Origin of the sequence: Streptomyces sp. NPDC058674, assembly GCF_042716505.1 — a bacterium.
Taxonomy (GTDB): domain Bacteria; phylum Actinomycetota; class Actinomycetes; order Streptomycetales; family Streptomycetaceae; genus Streptomyces.
Genome location: NZ_JBHXSC010000009.1, coordinates 82,867 through 100,104, shown reverse-complemented (window position 1 = coordinate 100,104; position 17,238 = coordinate 82,867). Strand labels below are relative to the sequence as shown.

Sequence of the window (17,238 nt, the reverse complement as noted above, 5' to 3'; positions counted from 1 at the left end):
GTCATGACTGACGTACACGATGCGCTTCTGCAGCAGATCAAGGACAAGGCCGTCGTGCACGGCAAGGTGACGCTCTCCTCGGGCCGTGAGGCCGACTACTACATCGACCTGCGACGGATCACCCTCGACGGCGAGGCCGCCCCGATGGTCGGTCAGGTCATGCTCGACCTGACCGCGGAGCTCGCCTTCGACTGCGTCGGCGGCCTGACGCTGGGCGCCGACCCGGTCGCGACCTCGATGCTGCACGCCTCCGCCGCGCGCGGTCAGCGCCTGGACGCCTTCGTCGTCCGCAAGGCGCAGAAGGCGCACGGCATGCAGCGCCGCATCGAGGGCGCCGACGTGCAGGGCAGGCGCTGCCTGGTGGTCGAGGACACCTCGACCACCGGCGGGTCCCCGCTGACGGCCGTCGAGGCGGTCCGCGAGGCGGGCGGCGAGGTCGTCGCCGTCGCCACGATCGTCGACCGCGGTGCCGCGGACGCCATCGCGGCCGCTGGTCTGCCCTACCTCACCGGCTACCGCCTGGAGGACCTCGGCCTGTCCTAGGCCCTGTCGTCAAAGTCCCGCCTGGCCCGCGCCAAACGCCGTTGCAGTACCAGGCCACCCGGTCGCGCGGGCGGACCGGCGGCGAAGTCGCGCCGGACTTGCGGCGCCGCAACCGGGGGCCAAGGTCCCGGGGCGCCCTGGGAACGCCTCTGACCTGCCTTTTCGTCCGGGCCGGGATGTTTCACGTGAAACATCCCGGCCCGTTCGGCGCTTCGGGTGCGACCGCCGGGGTGGAGTGTCGCGCGGAGTCTGGAAAGATAGGCGCGACGATGACGTCGCCCCCAGGTCAGGGCCCGCAATAAGCACACTCCCCGCACATCCAAGGAGCGGACAGATGCCCATCGCAACCCCCGAGGTCTACAACGAGATGCTCGACCGGGCGAAGGCAGGCAAGTTCGCCTACCCGGCCATCAACGTGACCTCCACGCAGACCCTGCACGCCGCCCTGCGCGGCTTCGCGGAGGCCGAGAGCGACGGCATCATCCAGATCTCCACCGGTGGTGCGGAGTTCCTGGGTGGCCAGTACAACAAGGACATGGTCACGGGCGCCGTCGCCCTGGCGGAGTTCGCGCACGTCGTGGCCGCGAAGTACGGCATCACGGTCGCGCTGCACACGGACCACTGCCCCAAGGACAAGCTGGACGGCTACGTGCGTCCGCTCCTGGAGGTCTCCGCCGAGCGCGTGGCCCGCGGTCTGAACCCGCTCTTCCAGTCGCACATGTGGGACGGCTCCGCCGAGACCCTGGCCGACAACCTGGCCATCGGCCAGGAGCTGCTCGCCAAGGCCGCCGCCGCGAAGATCATCCTCGAGGTCGAGATCACCCCGACCGGCGGTGAGGAGGACGGCGTCAGCCACGAGATCAACGACGAGCTGTACACCACCGTCGACGACGCGCTGCGCACCGCCGAGGCCCTGGGCCTGGGCGAGAAGGGCCGCTACCTGCTGGCCGCCTCCTTCGGCAACGTCCACGGCGTCTACAAGCCGGGCAACGTCGTCCTGCGCCCCGAGCTCCTCAAGGACCTCCAGGCCGGTGTCGGCGAGAAGTACGGCACGTCCTCGCCGTTCGACTTCGTCTTCCACGGCGGCTCGGGCTCCACGGCCGAGGAGATCGCCACCGCGCTGGAGAACGGCGTCGTGAAGATGAACCTCGACACCGACACCCAGTACGCCTTCACCCGCCCGGTCGCGGACCACATGTTCCGCAACTACGACGCGGTCCTGAAGGTCGACGGCGAGGTCGGCACGAAGTCCAAGTACGACCCCCGCACCTGGGGCAAGGCCGCCGAGGCCGGCATGGCCGTCCGCGTCACCGAGGCGTGCGCGAACCTGCGCTCCACGGGTACCCGGCTGAAGTAGCGGACACCGCTCCACGGCAGGACACCTCCGGGGGTCTGCCGGTCCTCCCGGACCGGCAGGCCCCCGCGGCCGTTTCGGCCCCATCCCTGCCCCAGTCCGTCCTCCTCCGGCCCTGCTCCGGTCCGACCCCGGCGCGGCCCGGCGGCTCCGCGCCGCCCGCCGGTCCGACAGACTGTGCGCATGTCCATTCACCAGAACCTGCTCGGGGGCCCCGCCCCCACCCACCTCCCCGACGAGCCGGGCCGCGAGGCCATCGCCGCCGGTACCCCCGCCGTCGAGGTGGCGGCCGCGCACCCGACCTCCTCCCTCGCCTGGGCGGTCCTCGCCGACGACGCCTTCGCCGCCGGCAGCACGGTCGAGTCGTACGCCTACGCGCGCACCGGCTACCACCGCGGCCTCGACGCCCTGCGCCGCGCCGGCTGGAAGGGCCACGGCCCGGTGCCGTGGGAGCACGAGCCGAACCGCGGCTTCCTGCGCGCGCTCAACGCCCTGGCCCGTGCGGCCGAGGCCATCGGCGAGAAGGAGGAGTACGAGCGCTGCTCGACCTTCCTGCGCGACTCCTCCGCGACGGCGGCGGACGCACTCGGCGCCTGACGGCCCGACCGGCCCCACCCGGCGGTGGGTGGCGCAGGGCGCGAAGCCGTGAACTGCGTCACTCCCCGCTGGAGCGCCGGCGCGGGCTGGTCCTATGATGCGGGCAGGGGACCGGAGCTCCACTCACCTCACGGAAGGAGCGGACCGCTACCCGGAAGCACGTGTCGAGGAGACAGAAATGTCGAACACCCTTGATGCCTCCGGAGTCGGCGGGTCGGAAACCCCGAACCTCGACTTCGACGGCACCACCCCGTACGAGGACTACGTCCAGGCGGACGTCCTCACCCACCTCCAGCACCTGCGCTCCGACGATCCGGGCGAGATGGTCTTCCTGGTGACGACCCAGGTCATGGAGCTGTGGTTCACGGTCATCGTCCACGAGTGGGAGACCGCCGCGAAGGCGGTCCGCGAGGACGACCTTCCGGTCGCGATGGACGCGCTGAAACGATCCCTCCGCGAGTTGGAGGCCCTCAACGCCTCCTGGCGCCCGCTCGCCCAGCTCACCCCCGGGCAGTTCAACTCCTACCGCTCCGCCCTCGGCGAGGGGTCCGGATTCCAGTCCGCGATGTACCGCCGGATGGAGTTCCTGCTCGGCGACAAGTCCGCCTCCATGCTGGTCCCGCACCGGGGCGCCCCGCGCGTCCACGCGGAGCTGGAGAAGGCCCTGCACGAACCGGGCCTGTACGACGAGGTGCTGCGGCTGCTGGCCCGCCGCGGCCTCTCCGTCCCGGCCGCCGTCCTGGACCGCGACCTCTCGCAGCGCTACGAGCCCTCGCCCGAGGTCGAGGCCGCGTGGACCGCGCTGTACGCCGACCCGGACTCCCACCCGGACCTCCACCGCCTCGGCGAGGTGCTGACGGACGTCGCGGAGCTGGTCTGGCGCTGGCGCAACGACCACTTGGTGGCCACCCGCCGCGCGATGGGCGCGAAGACCGGAACCGGCGGCTCCGCGGGCGTGACGTGGCTGGAGAAGCGCGCCGCGAAGAACGTCTTCCCGGAGCTCTGGACGGCGCGCAGCCATGTCTGAGCCGATATCCACGCAGGGCCCGACCGCCACGCCGGGCCCGACCACCGCATCCGGCCCGGCGGGGCCCGCCGATCTGCGGGCGCGCGCCGCGCAGCTGGACGCAGCGGACGCCCTCGCCGGACTGCGCGACCGCTTCAGCCTCCCCGAGGGCGTCGTCTACCTGGACGGGAACTCCCTCGGCGCCCTCCCGGCCGCGGTGGCGGACCGCACGGCGGACGTGGTCACCCGGGAATGGGGCGAGCTGCTCATCCGCTCCTGGGACGAGTCCGCCTGGTGGACCGCCCCCGAGCGGATCGGCGACAAGCTCGCCCCGCTCGTCGGCGCGGCCCCCGGCCAGGTCGTGGTCGGCGACTCCACCAGCGTCAACCTCTTCAAGGCGCTGGTGGGCGCCGCCCGGCTGGCGCAGGCGGCCCGTCCGGGGCGCACCCGGATGCTCGTCGACGCGGCGACCTTCCCGACCGACGGCTACATCGCCGCCTCGGCGGCCCGGATGACCGGCCTCACCGTCACCCCGGTCGACCCCTCGCACGCCGGGGACGCGATGGACGCGGACACCGCCGTGGTCCTGCTCAACCACGTCGACTACCGCACCGGCCGGCTCCACGACCTGGCCGGACTCACCGCGGCGGCCCGCGCCGCCGGGGCGGTCGTCGTCTGGGACCTGTGCCACTCGGCCGGAGCCCTGCCCGTCGGCCTCGACGAGCACGGCGTGGACCTCGCGGTCGGCTGCACGTACAAGTACCTCAACGGCGGCCCCGGCGCCCCCGCGTACCTCTACATCGCCGACCGGCACCAGGCGGCCTTCGACTCGCCGCTCCCCGGCTGGAACGGCCACGCCGAACCCTTCGCCATGAATCCGGGCTACGTCCCGGCGGACGGGGCCCGGCGCGGCCGGGTCGGCACCCCGGACATCCTGTCCATGCTGGCCCTGGAGTCGGCGCTCGACGCCTGGGACGGGGTCTGCGTCGAGGCCGTACGCGCCAAGTCGCTCGCGCTGACCGACTTCTTCCTCGCATGCGTGGCGGAGTACGTCCCGCCGGGCCGGGTCGAGTCGGTCACCCCGGTCCGGCATGCCCACCGCGGCAGCCAGGTCTCGCTGCGCACGGAGAACGCCCGCGAGGTCATGGCGGAGCTCATCGCCCGGGGTGTCGTCGGGGACTTCCGGGCCCCCGACGTCCTGCGCTTCGGCTTCACCCCGCTCTACGTCGGATTCGCCGACGCGGAGCGTGCCGCACGGACACTGGGTCACATCTTCGGGTGACCCGGTAGCGAAACGTCACCTCACGCGGCGGGCGGGGCTACGGCTCCGCCCGCCGCCGTACTGCGCGGCCCCCGCACGGAGCGGGGCCTTCCGGACTGATACGGTCCCGCTCTGCCGGAAGGCCGGAACATCTGTCCCCGCTGTCCCACGCGTTACCGAGAGGTTGAGCCGATGACGGACCCCGACGCAGTGGAACGGGATGCCGCCGAGGCCGCCTCGGCGTTCTCCCATCCGCCCGTCGCGCCGGACGTGACCGCCGCCTACGGGGACCACCCCGACCAGGTCGTCGACTTCTACGCCCCCCGCGGGCGGTCCGCGGGCGCCGCCCCCCTGGTGGCGGTGCTCCACGGCGGCGCCTGGCGGGCGCCGTACGACCGGCAGCACGTCACCCCCTTCGCGGACTTCCTGGCCCGACGGGGTTTCGCCGTCGCCAACATCGAGTACCGGCGCGGCAGTTCCGTGCCGCACCAGAACGCCGACGCTCCGGTGGCCGGGCGCTGGCCCGAGACCTTCGACGACGTCGCCGCCGCACTGGACGCCCTTGCGGACCTCGCCGCGTCCGCGCTCCCGCAGGCCGATGCCCGTCGTACCGTCGTCACGGGCCACTCGGCCGGCGGCCACCTCGCGCTGTGGGCCGCGGCCCGGCACGTCCTGCCCGCGGGCTCCCCGTGGAAGCTGCCCGCCGCGCCGATGCTGCGCGGCGTGGTGGCGCTGGCCCCCGTCGCGGACTTCACCGTGGCGCAGGAGCTGGGAGTGTGCGGCGGCGCCGCCGGCCAACTCCTCGGCGGCGCCGACCGCTTCGCGGAGCGTCTGCCGTACGCGGACCCGGCGGCCCTGCTGCCGACCGGGATCGCCACGGCGGTGGTCCAGGGCCGCGGGGACGTCGTGGTCCCGGAGCGGGTGGCGGAGTCGTACGTGGCCGCGGCCGCCCGGGCGGGCGAGCTGGTCGGGCTGACGCTGCTGGACGGCGTCGGCCACTTCCCGCTGATCGATCCGGCGGCGGACGCGTGCGCGGTGGTCGCGGAGGAGGTCGCGCAGCTCGCCTGGTAGCCGGCCGGGCGGCGCGGTCGCGCACCCCCGGCGGTCGGCGGGCGGCGGTCGGGACGTCGGCCGGTCAGGACGCCGGCGGTCGGCGTTCAGGAGGTCGGCTTGTGGCCCGGGTACACGTGGTCCGGGGCCACGATGGCGGTGACCGCCTCGCCGAAGAGGGTGCTCGGTTCCTGGCCGTCGACCGCGACGTCGGTGTTCAGCTCGATGACCATCGTGGCGTCGGCCTCCGGGAGGTACACGGTGAGGGTCTGGTACCCGGGGATCGAGCCGTTGTGCCCGATCCAGCCCTGGACGTCGAAGATGCCCAGGCCGTAGCCCGCCCCCGGGATGTTCCCGACCGGCCGGGTCCTGAGGCGTTCCGCCTGGGTCGCGGGCTTCAGCAGGGTGCCCGTGGCGACGGTCTTCGCCCAACTGCGCAGGTCCTGGAGGTTCGAGATCATCGCTCCGGCGGCCCAGGCCCAGGACGGGTCCCAGTCGGTGGAGTTGACGATCCTCCCGGAGGCGCTCTGGTTGGTGTAGCCCTGCGGGTGCGGGTCGGGATACCGGTTGCCGACCGGGAAGAGGGTGGCGCCCAGGCCGGCCGGCACGAGGACGTCCTCGTTGACGACCTCGTGCAGCGGGCGCCCGGTGATCTTCTCCACCACCAGGCCGAGCAGGATGAGGTTGGTGTTGGAGTACTCGAACTCGGCGTCGGGGGCGAACTGCACCGGGTGCTTGAAGGAGTAGGCGAGCAACTCCTGCGGGGTGAAGGGCCGGTCGGGGTTCGTCTCCAGCGCCTTGTCGAAGTCAGGGTCCTCGCTGTAGTTGAAGAGCCCGCTGCGCATGCCCGCCAGCTCCCGCAGCGTGATCTCGTCGCCGTTGGGGACGCCGGGGACGTACTTCCCGATGGGGTCGTCCAGGCCGGCCTTCCCCTGGTCGACGAGCTGGAGCAGCGCGGTGACCGTGAACGTCTTGGTCTCGCTGCCGATGCGGAAGTTCAGGTCGGTCTCCATCGGGGCGCCGGTCGCCTTGTCCGCCACGCCGAAGGTCTTCACGTAGCTGCCCTTGCCGGGGGCCCACAGGCCCACGATCACACCGGGGACCTTGGTCTCCGCAAGGGTCTTGGCGATGGCCGCGTCCAGCTTCGCCCTGACGGCCGGGGTCAGCTCGACGAAGGCGGTGTCATCGGCCGGTGAGGGAGTGGCCGCCGCGTGGGAGGGGGCCGCGCCCAGCGGGGCGATGAGGGCGGAAGCCGCCGCGACGGCCACGCAGGCCCGGCGCAGGCGTATGAAGGTCGGGTTCACCGCACAGCCTCCTGTCGTCCGGGGGAGCCGGAACGGCATTCCCAGGCTAGGGCCGGACGGGTGAGCGCGCGCGGCGGGCGGCAGGCCGCGGGCGGCGCGCGGCGGGCTCCGGATCGCGGCACCGGCGGATGCGGGGGCGCGCGGAGGTGACCGCCGGCCGGAGCCCCCGGCCCGGGGCGTGCGGAAGGGGCGGGACGCGGTGCGTCCCGCCCCTTCCGCGTGCTGCCTACAGGAACGAGTTGATCTCGATCGTCTCGGTCCGGCCGGGGCCGACGCCGATCGCGGAGATCGGGGCGCCCGACATCTCCTCGAGGGCCTTGACGTACGCCCGGGCGTTCGCCGGGAGGTCCTCGAAGGTCTTCGCCTTGGTGATGTCCTCGGACCAGCCGGGGAGGTATTCGTAGATCGGCTTCGCGTGGTGGAAGTCGGTCTGCGAGTAGGGGAGCTCCTCGACGCGCTTGCCGTCGATCTCGTACGCGACGCAGACCGGGATCTGCTCCCAGCCGGTCAGCACGTCCAGCTTGGTGAGGAAGAAGTCGGTCAGGCCGTTCACGCGGGTCGCGTAGCGGGCGATCGGCGCGTCGAACCAGCCGCAGCGGCGGTCACGGCCGGTGGTCACGCCGCGCTCGCCGCCGATGCGGCGCAGGTCCTCGCCGTCCTTGTCGAACAGCTCGGTCGGGAACGGGCCGGCGCCGACGCGGGTCGTGTACGCCTTCAGGATGCCGATGACGCGGCTGATCTTCGTCGGGCCCACACCGGTACCGGTGCAGGCGCCGCCCGCGGTCGGGTTCGAGGAGGTGACGAAGGGGTACGTGCCGTGGTCGACGTCGAGCAGGGTGCCCTGGCCGCCCTCGAAGAGCACGACCTTGTCCTCGTCCAGCGCGTTGTTGAGGATCAGCGTGGTGTCGGCGACGTAGCCCTTGATCTGCTCCGCGTACTGGAGCATCTCCTCGACGATGGCGCCCGCGTCGATCGCGCGGCGGTTGTACAGCTTCGCGAGGAGCTGGTTCTTGCCCTCCAGCGCCGCTTCGACCTTCTGGGTGAGGATCGACTCGTCGTACAGGTCCTGGACGCGGATGCCGATGCGGTTGATCTTGTCCGCGTACGTCGGTCCGATGCCGCGGCCGGTCGTGCCGATCTTGCGCTTGCCGAGGAAGCGCTCGCCGACCTTGTCCAGGGTGACGTTGTACGGCGTGATCAGATGCGCGTTGCCGCTGATCAGCAACTTGGAGGTGTCGATGCCACGCTCGTTGAGGCCGCGCAGCTCGGAGAGCAGGACGGCCGGGTCGACGACGACTCCGTTGCCGATGACGGGGGTGCATCCGGGCGAGAGGATGCCGGAGGGGAGAAGGTGCAGCGCGTACTTCTGGTCGCCGACGACGACCGTGTGGCCGGCGTTGTTGCCACCCTGGTAGCGCACCACATAGTCAACGGATCCACCGAGCAGGTCGGTGGCCTTTCCCTTGCCCTCGTCACCCCACTGAGCTCCGAGCAGCACAAGAGCGGGCACAGGCGTACACCTCTTCCGGATGGGGCATGTCCAAGGTCAGGGGGCGTACGACGATGTACACCGCAGGCTGAGCCGTCGGACCGGTACCCCGGAATAGACGAAGGCCCTGGCGCAATAGCGCAAGGGCCTCTTGCACAAAGATGCTACCCGAGGAAGGACCGAGGTGTCGGCTCCAGAGCCCACCATGAGCCATGCGGGCGCGCCGGTAGGCGGCCTGCTGGTGCTCGTCGACCCGGTCGCCCGCCGTCTTGACGGCGAGTCCGTGCGGATCGCGAAAGATGTGTTGTCAGCGGGAGCGGCGGCGAAAATCTGCCTTCCGGATTCGCAGGAGGAATTCGCGCGGGCCCTCGCCCGCCGGGGTCATCGGCAGCCGGTGGTCGTGGGCGACGACCGGGCCCTGGTGCGGGCCGTCGGGCTGCTGCACCGGGAGCGCGCCCTGGCCGGAGGCGCGGTTTCGCTGATCCCGGTGGGCCCGGCGGGCTCCTTGGGGCTGGCCCGGTCGCTCGGCGTGCCGCTGTCGGCGGTGGCGGCCGCGCGGGCGGTGCTCGACGGGGCCGTGCGCAGCTGCGACCTGCTGGTCGACGACAGTGACGGGGTGGTGCTGGGCACGATGCGGATTCCGCCGCTGCGGGCCGCCGGCACGCCGTCCGTATGGAGCGCCTACCGCTCGCTGGTGCGGACGCTGGTCCGCCCGGCGGGGGACGGGGGGCTGCGCCGGCTCCGCGTGGAGGCGGACGGGGTGGTGCTGGCGGACGTGGACCGGCCGGTGGAGGACGTCTCGGTGTCCACGCGGGACGACGGCGGCCTGGCGGAGGTCGTCGTCCGGACGGGCGGCGCCGGGACGGGAGCCGCGGTGCGGGTCCGGGCCAAGACGGTCACGGTGTCGGGCGCGGACTTCCGCTACCGCGCCGACGCGGTGGTGGCGGGCCCGGTACGCCGCCGTACGTGGACGCTGCACCCGTCGGCGTGGACGCTCACCCGGCCCCGGTGAGGGGCGGCCCCGCGGACGGGACGGCGGGCCCGCCGCCTGCTTCGGGGGCGGGCCCGGTGCCGAGTCCGCCTCCCGGTCGGGGGCCGCGTGCCGACCCCGGGCCTCCTGGGCCGGCGGGGAGGGTGTCAGAAGGCGACGATCAGCTCTTCCAGCCCGCGGATGACGTAGCCGCCCTGCCACCGCGGCTCCTTCACCAGCCGCAGCGGCGGGACGCCGTCCGCCAGCAGTGCCCCGAAGGACGCCTCCAGCTCGCGGCGTGCCAGCGGGGCGCCCAGGCAGTAGTGGATGCCGGCTCCGAAGGTCAGGTGCGGATTGTCCGCCCGGGAGAGGTCCAGGGCGTCAGGGTCGGCGAAGCGTGCGGGATCACGGTTCGCGGAGCCGAAGAGCAGCGCGACCTCGGCCCCGCGCGGGATGACGGTGTCCCCGACCGTGATGTCGTCGAGCACCCAGCGTTCGAACATTTGTAGGGGTGTGTCGAAACGCAGAAGTTCATCCACAGCTGTGGACAACTTTTCGGACGTCGCGTTTTCGGGGTGCGGGTGCGCACGGAGCTCCGCGAGCTCCTCCGGGTGCCGCAGCAGCGTCCACCAGCCGTTGGCCGTGGTGTTGACGGTCGCCTCGTGGCCGGCGTTCAGCAGGAGCACGCAGGTGGAGATCATCTCCTGCTCGCTGAGCCGGCCCTGCGCGTCGTGGGCGGCGATCAGTCCGGAGATCAGATCCTCCCCGGGGCGGCTGCGCCGCTCGGTGATCAGCTCCCGCAGGTAGTCGCTGAACTCCACGCTCGCCCGCACCGCGCGCCGCGCCGTCTCCTCGTCCGGCCGCAGTTCGAACATCCCGCAGATGTCCGCCGACCACGGCCGCAGCAGCCCCCGGTCGGCCTCCGGAATCCCGAGCAGCTCGGCGATCACCGCCACCGGCAGCGGTTCGGCGAGGGCCGTGAGCAGATCCCCGCCCCCGTCCTCGAGCAGCCGTGCGACGAGTTCCCGCGCGAGCCGCCGCACGGCGGGCACCAGCCGCTCCACCGTCCGCGGGGTGAAGGCCTTCGCCACCAGCCCGCGCACCCGGGCGTGCGCGGGGTCCTCCAGGTCCAACAGGCCGTGGCCGTTCAGCACATGGAACGGCTCGTGCTCCGCCGGCGGGGCCTCGCGGCCGAACTCCTCGTGCGAGAAGCGGTGCAGGTAGGTCCGTCCCAGCCGCCGGTCCCGCAGCAGCGCGCTCACGTCGGCGTGGTGCGGCACCAGCCACTGCCCGGTCGCCCCGCACCACACGGCCCGCCCCTGCTCCCGCAACTCCCGGTAGGCCGGGTACGGGTCGGCGACGAAGGCGGGGTCCCACGGATCAAAGCCCATCCCCGCACCCTAAGGGCTGTCCCGCCGTCCCCGGCGGGTCTGCCGGGCCGGACTCCGCCCTCCGGCGCGCGGCCCGTGCGTTCCCGCGGTCGGCGGCTAGGCCGGCCGCACCAGCCGGGTCTCGTAGGCGAACACCGCGGCCTGCGTCCGGTCCCGCAGCCCCAGCTTCACCAGGATTCGGCTCACGTGGGTCTTGACCGTGGACTCGGCGACGATCAACCGGTCCGCTATCTCGACATTGGACAGCCCCTGCGCGATCAGCACGAGCACCTCCGTCTCCCGCTCCGTCAGTTCGCCCACGGCCCCGGGGTCCGCGAGCCGCGGGGACTCGGCGAGCTTGGAGAACTCGGCGATCAGCCGTTTGGTCACCGAAGGCGCCAGCAGCGCCTCACCGGCCGCCACCACCCGGACCCCGTCCGCCAGCTGACGGGCCGAGGCGTCCTTGAGCAGGAACCCCGAGGCCCCCGCCCGCAGGGCCTGGTACACGTACTCGTCGAGGTCGAAGGTCGTCAGGACCAGCACCTTGGCGTCGGTGTCGGCGGCCACGATCTCCCGCGTCGCCTCCAGACCGTTCATCAGCGGCATCCGGATGTCCATCAGCACCACGTCCGGGCGCAACGCCGCCACCTGCGCGATCGCCTGGCGGCCGTCGACCGCCTCCCCGACCACCTCGATGCCGTCCATGGCGTTCAGCAGGACGGAGAACCCCTCCCGAACCATCATCTGATCGTCGACGATCAGCACCCTGATGGTCACGGCGTCGCCGAGCCCGTGCCGGCGCCCGTGGTGGGGCTCGTCGCCGAGCCGGAGCCCGTCGCCGGGCCCGTCGTCGAGCCGGATCGGGAGCCCGCCGCCCCGGGCGCGGGCTCCGACGCCTGCTCGGGGCGGCCGCGCACCGGGATGAACACCGCCACCTCGTACCCGCCGGCGGCCGTCGCGCCCGCCGTCATCTCCCCCTCCAGCATGGCCACCCGCTCGCGCATCCCGGTGATCCCGTGCCCGGCGCCGGGCGAGGGCCGCACGTCCCCGGTCGCGGCCCCGTTGACGACGCGTATCCCCAGGCCGCCCAGTACGTAGGACACCTCCACCCCGGCCTGCGCACCCGGCGCGTGCCGCAGCGTGTTGCTCAGCGCCTCCTGGATGATCCGGTACGCCGACAGCTCCACCCCCTGCGGCAGCTCCCGGACCGGGCCCGTGACCGTCTTCTCCACCCGCAGACCCGCCTCCCGCACGTTGGCCAGCAGCCCGTCCAGCGAGGCCAGCGTCGGCTGCGGGGCGTCCGGCGCCTCGTAGTCGGCGGAACGCACCACGCCCAGCACCCGCCGCAGCTCGGTCAGGGCCGCCACCGCGTTCTCCCGGATGGTGACGAACGCCGCCTCCAGCTCCGGCGGCGGATTCTTCACCCGGTACGGCGCGGCCTCCGCCTGGATGGCCACCACCGACATGTGGTGCGCCACCACGTCGTGCAGCTCCCGGGCGATCGTGGTCCGCTCCTCCAGCAGCGTGCGCTTGTCCCGCTCGACGGCCGTGACCTCCTGCTGCGCCGTCACCTCCGCCGTGGCGTGCCGGCGTATCTGGATGCTGCTCGCGACCGCCAGGGCTATCGCGGAGGCCACGGCCATCCCCGGCGCGTTCGTCCCCGGCCGACCGCCGAACAGCAGCGAGATCACGAAACCGAGGGCCAGCGTCAGCAGCCACATCCACGCCGCCACCCGCGGCCCGGTCCGCAGGGTCACCAGGACCAGTACGGCGAGGTAGGAGAAGAAACCGCCGGGGGTCCAGGGCCATTCCCAGGATCCGCCGAGCACGGCCAGGACCAGTGTCATCGCGACCGCCGCCCACCACGCCCCCACCGGCCGCACCAGGGTCATGAGGATCGGGACCGCCGCGACCACGCCCGCGACGAGCCGGCCCAGCTCGCCGAGGAAGGTCTGCTGGGAGCCGGCCGTGAGCGCCATGGCGAAGAGGGCCAGCGCCGTCACCGCGGCGTACCGGCTCCACGGGGAGTGCCTGCGCACCGCCGCGGGCAGCCGTCGCACGAAGCGCCCCGGGGTGGCCGCCAGGGGCAGCGGCCGGTAGGCGAAGGCATCGGTGATCATGTCCCGGCGCAGGGTCGCCAGCACCCCCGCGGCCATACGGAACTCGGGCGTCCGGGCTGTTCCCCCGGCGGTCGTCTCGGTCATGCGGACCACCGTAGGCCGCCGCCCCCGTCGTCCGCGTCGCCGCTGATGGGGATATCCCGGGGTCCCCCTCAAGGACTACGCGGGGCTGCGCTCAGTCGGCCTCGGCCACCAGGGGCTCCACGTACCCGGCCCGCCAGCGGGGCGCCGGGTCCTGGCCGGGGCTGGTCCAGTACTCCCTCGCCCCGACGATCTCCCCGTCCCGCACCGTCCACAGCGAGACGGCCCGGTAGACGACGTGGTCCTGCGGGATCTCCACCTCCGTGACGACGAGGTCCCCGTCCGCCAGGATGCGCAGCAGCTCCACCGGTCTCTCGTCGGCGTAGCCGTCGTCGCTGTTCACCGCCACGAAGTTGGTCCGCCCGACGATGCGCTCGCCGCTCACGGGCCATTCGATGACCGCGTCCTCGGCGATGAGCTCGGCCACCCCGTCCCAGTCGCGTGCCTCGATTCGCTCCCACAGTTGTGCCACTACCTTCAACGGCTCCATGTGCGGCAGTGTCCGACGGCGCCGTCGTGCGCAACAAGCTTTGCTTGCAGGCTTATTGACTTCGACACAATCGGGTGGCCGTCACTCCTTGCGGTACGTCAGCGGCGGGCCCGCGCTGCCGGACAGCTCCCGTTGGAGGGTGCCGTCGGGCAGGAGGCGGAGCCGGCTCCACGCCCCCGCGGTGCAGGTCACGGGGTCTCCGGAGGTGACGGTGGAGGCGTCCAGCTCCACCGTGCCGGCCGTCCCGCGCAGGGGGGCCGTCCAGGTGCAGGAGAAGGCCGGGTCCCGGACGCCGAGGGACATCACCGTGTCGCCGACCGAGCCGGGGGAGAGGGTGAGCCGCCAGCTCTGGGTGCCGCTGGTGGCGCGCCAGGTGCCGAGGTACGCATCGGGGAGGCGGCCCGCGGCCGCGCCCGTTCCGGCGGTGGAGGGGGGCGGTGTGGCCGGGCCCGGGCCGGCGGCGGCCGGGGCCGAAGCGGCGGCGGTCGTGCCGGGCGCACCGGCGCCGCCGCCCGGCCGGGCCGCGTCCTGCCTCCCGCCCATGACGGCGTACACGGCGCCCCCGGCGGCGACCGCGACGACCACGGCCACCGCGAGGAGGAAGAAGGGGGAGGCGGTCCGCGGGCGCGCGGGCCCTGCCGGCTGCGGCGGCCCGTACGCGGGGTGGCCGGCGGTCGGTGTCGGCGTCGGCGCGGGCGGCCAGGGCGCCGCCGGGCGCGGCGCGGGGGCGGTCTGCGCGTGCGGAGCCCCGGGCAGCGGCGCGAGCGGGAGGGAACGCGCCGGTGCGGGGGTGGCCGCGGGCGGCGTGGCCGTGGACGGGGGCGCCGGTGCGGGGTCCGGGCGGTCCGGGCCGCTGTCCTCGCGGTCCAGGAGCTGTACGGCGTGCCGCCCGAGCTGCGCCACCAGCAGGGCCGGGAGCCACGGTTCCAGGGCCCTCCCGTCGGCCACGGTGTCCCCCGCGCCGACCCTGGCCAGGACCTCGGCCGGTCCGGGCCGCTCGGCCGGGTTCCGGCGCAGGCAGTCCCGTACGAGATCGTGCAGGTCGGCCGGTACGCCGGTCAGGTCGGGCTCGGCCTCGGTGATCCGGAGCAGGAGCGCGGCCATGCCGCCGGGCCGGTCGCTGTCGCCGAAGGGGAGACGGCCGGTGGCCGCGTACGCCAAGACCGCGCCGAGGCAGAAGAGGTCGCACGCGGCGGTCACCGGTTCGCCGCGGATCTGCTCGGGGGCCATGAAGCCGGGCGAGCCGATGAGCTCGCCGGCCCGGGTCAGACCGGCGTCGGGCCCGGCCGGCGCGCTCGCGCGGGCGATCCCGAAGTCGATCACGCGGGGGCCGTCGAGGGTGACCAGGACGTTCGAGGGCTTCAGGTCGCGGTGGACGAGCCCGGCGCGGTGGATGTCCTGGAGGGCGTACGCGAGGCCGGCGGCCAGAATCCTGACGGAACGCCCGGGCAGCGGGCCGAAATCGTCCGCGACGACCTGGCGGAGGCTGGGACCGGCGACGTAGCCGGTGGCGAACCACGGGGTCGGGGCCTCGGTGTCGGCGTCGAGCACCGGGGCCGTCCACTGCCCGCCGACGCGGCGCGCGGCGGCGACCTCTTGGCGGAACCGGGTGCGGAACTCCTCGTGGGCGGCGAGTCGGGGGTGCACCAGCTTCACGGCGACGGTGCGGCCGCGGTCGGAACGGGCCAGGTAGACCTGGCCCATGCCGCCGGCGCCGAGCCGTGACAGCAGGCGGTACGGGCCGATGCGGTGCGGGTCGTGCGGGTGCAGTTGCTCCATGGCCGGGTGGTCCCTCCCCCGTAGGACTGGCCTGGGGCCCGAGCGTAGTCCGGCGGGCCCGGCCGGGGGGACGAATTCCGCAGCTCGCCCCCGAACCCCCGAACGCCGCTCCCCGCGTCTCGCCCGGCGGGGGTGGGGGTTCGCGCGCCGGCCCCGGTCCGTGCGCGGGACCGGCCGCGCGGGCCGCGGGCCCCGGGCTCCGCCCCCCGACCCGTGTCCTACGCGCCGGCGGGGTGGGGGGCTCGGCGGTGGTTCCGTGGGTGGGTTGCCCTGACCCGCCTCTCATGCGCCGGGCCCGGGGGGCGGGCGGCAGCCCGGTCCGTGCGCGGGACCGGCCGCGGGCCCCGGGCTCCGCCCCCGACCCGTGTCCTACGCGCCGGGCCGGGGGCGGGCGCCAGCCCTGGTCGTGCGTGGGGCCGGCCCGGGGCTACGGGCCCCGCCCCCGGCCCGCGCCTTGAGCCCCCGCGGGGCTGGCTGGACCTCGGCTCGTCAGGGGGCGGGGGGTGGGGCCTCCGGTGGGGTGGGGAGGGTGTCCAGGGCGGCGGACAGGCGGCCCAGGACCCGGGCCGCTTCCGCGAGGCCCTCGTCGCCCAGGACGTCCGCCAGCCGGGTCGCCAGGGCCGCGTGCCCCGGGCCGATGCGGGCGATCGCCGCCCGCCCCGCCTCCGTGGGGCGCAGCAGCTTCGCCCGCCGGTGGGCCGGGTTCGGGACGTACTCCGCCAGCCCCTTGGCCGCCAGCAGGTCCGCGATGCGCTGGACGCTCTGCCGGGTGATGCCCATGGAGCGGGCGATCCCGGAGACGGGCAGCGGCTCCCGCAGCACCGCCCCCAGCACCTGCCACCACGCCGCCGTCAGCCCGGCCGGCCGGGCCAGCTCCTCCGAGACGGAGAGGAACTGGCCGTTCAACCGGAACACCCCGAGCGCGGTACGGCTCAGCAGCTCCTGCCGGGCACGCGCGGAGCCGCCCCCGCCCCCGGCCCCCGCAGCCCCGGCACCGGAACCGCCCCCGGCCCCCGCACCGGCCTCCGGCAGCCCCCGCTCAGGCACCGTCCGCCCCCGCTTCCGCGTCCGCCATCAGGACCGGGTACGCGCTCGCGTCCGAGTCGTGGAACAGGCGGTACCACGCGTCCAGCACATCCGGCTCGTACACGCCGAGCCGGGCGAAGACCTCGCGGGCGAACGCCACCGGTTCCGTCGGCCCCGCCGTGATCAGGTCGCCGTCCGTGACCGCGTCGGCTTCGACGTAGTGCTCCGCGCCGCCGTACCCCGGCTGCTCCGCCAGGTAGAAGGAGACGGCGCTCGTGTGGGCCCGGTCGTCCAGCAGGCCCGCACGGGCCAGGCCGGCCGTGGCCCCGCAGATCGCCGCGACCGGCACGCCCGCGGCGAGGAACTCCCGGGCCTTCGCCGCGAACGGAGCCAGCTCCTCGCCCGAGTCCCACAAGTCGGCCCCGGTGAGGATCAGCAGGGAGGAGTCCTCAGGGCGCAGCCCGGACAGTGCCATGTCGGGCTGGACGCGCAGGCCGCCCATGGTGGTCACCGGCGTCCCGGCGTCGGGTCCGACCGTGCGGACCCGGTGACCGCGCCGGGTCAGGTGGGCGGTGGTGTGCCCGGTCTCCCAGTCCGCGTACGTGTCGTAGACCGCGAGGTGGACGGGCTTGCGGGGGGTCTCGCTCATGGTGCTCGCCTCCGGTGTCGTCGTGTCGGTTCCTGCACTGCTCCGCGGCAATCTGCTCCGCTGCGTTCCGCTCGGCCGCTCCACACGCTCCGCGACCCTGTCATGACAAGAGACTGTCATGTCGGTAGTATGCTGTCAAGCACCGCCCA

General features: G+C 73.9%; 16 protein-coding genes. 7 read left to right on the top strand and 9 right to left on the bottom strand.

What is annotated here, in order from left to right:
* Window positions 1-3: 3 nt before the first annotated feature.
* The 6 genes from pyrE to ACFWU6_RS07585 all read left to right on the top strand — a co-directional run bounded on the left by pyrE (window position 4) and on the right by ACFWU6_RS07585 (window position 5,832).
* The gene (gene pyrE / locus ACFWU6_RS07610; RefSeq protein ID WP_383799913.1) at window positions 4-543 is read left to right on the top strand and encodes an orotate phosphoribosyltransferase; all 540 of its coding nucleotides are present in this window, start codon (window positions 4-6) and stop codon (window positions 541-543) included.
* A gap of 334 nt (window positions 544-877) precedes the next feature.
* Window positions 878-1,900 (top strand): class II fructose-bisphosphate aldolase, encoded by a 1,023-nt coding sequence (fbaA, locus tag ACFWU6_RS07605; protein WP_383799911.1) that lies wholly within the window; start codon window positions 878-880, stop codon window positions 1,898-1,900.
* A 180-nt stretch (window positions 1,901-2,080) separates the two neighbouring features.
* A complete protein-coding gene (locus tag ACFWU6_RS07600; RefSeq protein WP_383799908.1) occupies window positions 2,081-2,494 on the top strand; it encodes a DUF3151 domain-containing protein in 414 nt (137 codons plus the stop codon).
* Between the two features lie 178 nt (window positions 2,495-2,672).
* Window positions 2,673-3,521 carry a tryptophan 2,3-dioxygenase gene (locus ACFWU6_RS07595; RefSeq protein WP_383799905.1) on the top strand — a complete coding sequence of 283 codons (849 nt, stop codon included), beginning with the start codon at window positions 2,673-2,675 and terminating at the stop codon, window positions 3,519-3,521.
* Complete coding sequence (gene kynU / locus ACFWU6_RS07590) at window positions 3,514-4,782, top strand: kynureninase (protein WP_383979220.1); 1,269 nt, start codon at window positions 3,514-3,516, stop codon at window positions 4,780-4,782. Before ACFWU6_RS07595 ends, kynU begins: the two co-directional genes overlap by 8 nt.
* A 171-nt stretch (window positions 4,783-4,953) precedes the next feature.
* Window positions 4,954-5,832, top strand: coding sequence for an alpha/beta hydrolase (locus ACFWU6_RS07585; RefSeq protein ID WP_383979217.1), 879 nt, complete (start codon window positions 4,954-4,956; stop codon window positions 5,830-5,832).
* 86 nt (window positions 5,833-5,918) lie between these two features.
* Here ACFWU6_RS07585 and ACFWU6_RS07580 read toward each other — a convergent pair whose 3' ends face one another.
* Both ACFWU6_RS07580 and ACFWU6_RS07575 read right to left on the bottom strand, forming a co-directional pair.
* A complete protein-coding gene (locus ACFWU6_RS07580; protein WP_383979214.1) occupies window positions 5,919-7,115 on the bottom strand; it encodes a serine hydrolase domain-containing protein in 1,197 nt (398 codons plus the stop codon).
* Between the two features lie 226 nt (window positions 7,116-7,341).
* Window positions 7,342-8,625: an adenylosuccinate synthase gene (locus tag ACFWU6_RS07575; RefSeq protein ID WP_383799894.1), complete on the bottom strand. Its 1,284-nt coding sequence runs from the start codon at window positions 8,623-8,625 to the stop codon at window positions 7,342-7,344.
* Between the two features lie 184 nt (window positions 8,626-8,809).
* Between ACFWU6_RS07575 and ACFWU6_RS07570 the strand changes: the two genes are divergently transcribed.
* A complete protein-coding gene (locus tag ACFWU6_RS07570; RefSeq protein WP_383799970.1) occupies window positions 8,810-9,616 on the top strand; it encodes a diacylglycerol kinase in 807 nt (268 codons plus the stop codon).
* 125 nt (window positions 9,617-9,741) lie between these two features.
* Here the strand turns inward: ACFWU6_RS07570 and ACFWU6_RS07565 are convergent, their stop codons facing one another.
* The 7 genes from ACFWU6_RS07565 to ACFWU6_RS07535 all read right to left on the bottom strand — a co-directional run bounded on the left by ACFWU6_RS07565 (window position 9,742) and on the right by ACFWU6_RS07535 (window position 17,089).
* A complete protein-coding gene (locus ACFWU6_RS07565; protein WP_383979211.1) occupies window positions 9,742-10,965 on the bottom strand; it encodes a cytochrome P450 in 1,224 nt (407 codons plus the stop codon).
* A gap of 96 nt (window positions 10,966-11,061) precedes the next feature.
* Complete coding sequence (locus ACFWU6_RS07560) at window positions 11,062-11,721, bottom strand: response regulator (RefSeq protein WP_383979209.1); 660 nt, start codon at window positions 11,719-11,721, stop codon at window positions 11,062-11,064.
* Window positions 11,718-13,148: a sensor histidine kinase gene (locus ACFWU6_RS07555; RefSeq protein WP_383979206.1), complete on the bottom strand. Its 1,431-nt coding sequence runs from the start codon at window positions 13,146-13,148 to the stop codon at window positions 11,718-11,720. Before ACFWU6_RS07555 ends, ACFWU6_RS07560 begins: the two co-directional genes overlap by 4 nt.
* Before the next feature lie 91 nt (window positions 13,149-13,239).
* Window positions 13,240-13,635, bottom strand: coding sequence for a nuclear transport factor 2 family protein (locus ACFWU6_RS07550; RefSeq protein ID WP_383979203.1), 396 nt, complete (start codon window positions 13,633-13,635; stop codon window positions 13,240-13,242).
* 81 nt (window positions 13,636-13,716) lie between these two features.
* Complete coding sequence (locus ACFWU6_RS07545) at window positions 13,717-15,414, bottom strand: serine/threonine-protein kinase (protein ID WP_383979200.1); 1,698 nt, start codon at window positions 15,412-15,414, stop codon at window positions 13,717-13,719.
* A 489-nt stretch (window positions 15,415-15,903) separates the two neighbouring features.
* Window positions 15,904-16,320, bottom strand: coding sequence for a MarR family winged helix-turn-helix transcriptional regulator (locus ACFWU6_RS07540; protein ID WP_383979196.1), 417 nt, complete (start codon window positions 16,318-16,320; stop codon window positions 15,904-15,906).
* 133 nt (window positions 16,321-16,453) lie between these two features.
* Window positions 16,454-17,089 carry a type 1 glutamine amidotransferase family protein gene (locus ACFWU6_RS07535; protein WP_383979193.1) on the bottom strand — a complete coding sequence of 212 codons (636 nt, stop codon included), beginning with the start codon at window positions 17,087-17,089 and terminating at the stop codon, window positions 16,454-16,456.
* Window positions 17,090-17,238: the final 149 nt, after the last annotated feature.

What these genes read in the sequence shown, in the direction of transcription:
- pyrE (WP_383799913.1), top strand. Translation starts at nt 4, where the DNA reads ATGACTGACGTACACGATGCGCTTCTGCAGCAGATCAAGGACAAGGCC.
- ACFWU6_RS07535 (WP_383979193.1), bottom strand. Translation starts at nt 17,089, where the DNA reads ATGAGCGAGACCCCCCGCAAGCCCGTCCACCTCGCGGTCTACGACACG.
- ACFWU6_RS07555 (WP_383979206.1), bottom strand. Translation starts at nt 13,148, where the DNA reads ATGACCGAGACGACCGCCGGGGGAACAGCCCGGACGCCCGAGTTCCGT.
- ACFWU6_RS07600 (WP_383799908.1), top strand. Translation starts at nt 2,081, where the DNA reads ATGTCCATTCACCAGAACCTGCTCGGGGGCCCCGCCCCCACCCACCTC.
- ACFWU6_RS07595 (WP_383799905.1), top strand. Translation starts at nt 2,673, where the DNA reads ATGTCGAACACCCTTGATGCCTCCGGAGTCGGCGGGTCGGAAACCCCG.
- ACFWU6_RS07545 (WP_383979200.1), bottom strand. Translation starts at nt 15,414, where the DNA reads ATGGAGCAACTGCACCCGCACGACCCGCACCGCATCGGCCCGTACCGC.
- fbaA (WP_383799911.1), top strand. Translation starts at nt 878, where the DNA reads ATGCCCATCGCAACCCCCGAGGTCTACAACGAGATGCTCGACCGGGCG.
- ACFWU6_RS07570 (WP_383799970.1), top strand. Translation starts at nt 8,810, where the DNA reads ATGAGCCATGCGGGCGCGCCGGTAGGCGGCCTGCTGGTGCTCGTCGAC.
- ACFWU6_RS07565 (WP_383979211.1), bottom strand. Translation starts at nt 10,965, where the DNA reads ATGGGCTTTGATCCGTGGGACCCCGCCTTCGTCGCCGACCCGTACCCG.
- ACFWU6_RS07585 (WP_383979217.1), top strand. Translation starts at nt 4,954, where the DNA reads ATGACGGACCCCGACGCAGTGGAACGGGATGCCGCCGAGGCCGCCTCG.
- ACFWU6_RS07550 (WP_383979203.1), bottom strand. Translation starts at nt 13,635, where the DNA reads ATGGAGCCGTTGAAGGTAGTGGCACAACTGTGGGAGCGAATCGAGGCA.
- kynU (WP_383979220.1), top strand. Translation starts at nt 3,514, where the DNA reads ATGTCTGAGCCGATATCCACGCAGGGCCCGACCGCCACGCCGGGCCCG.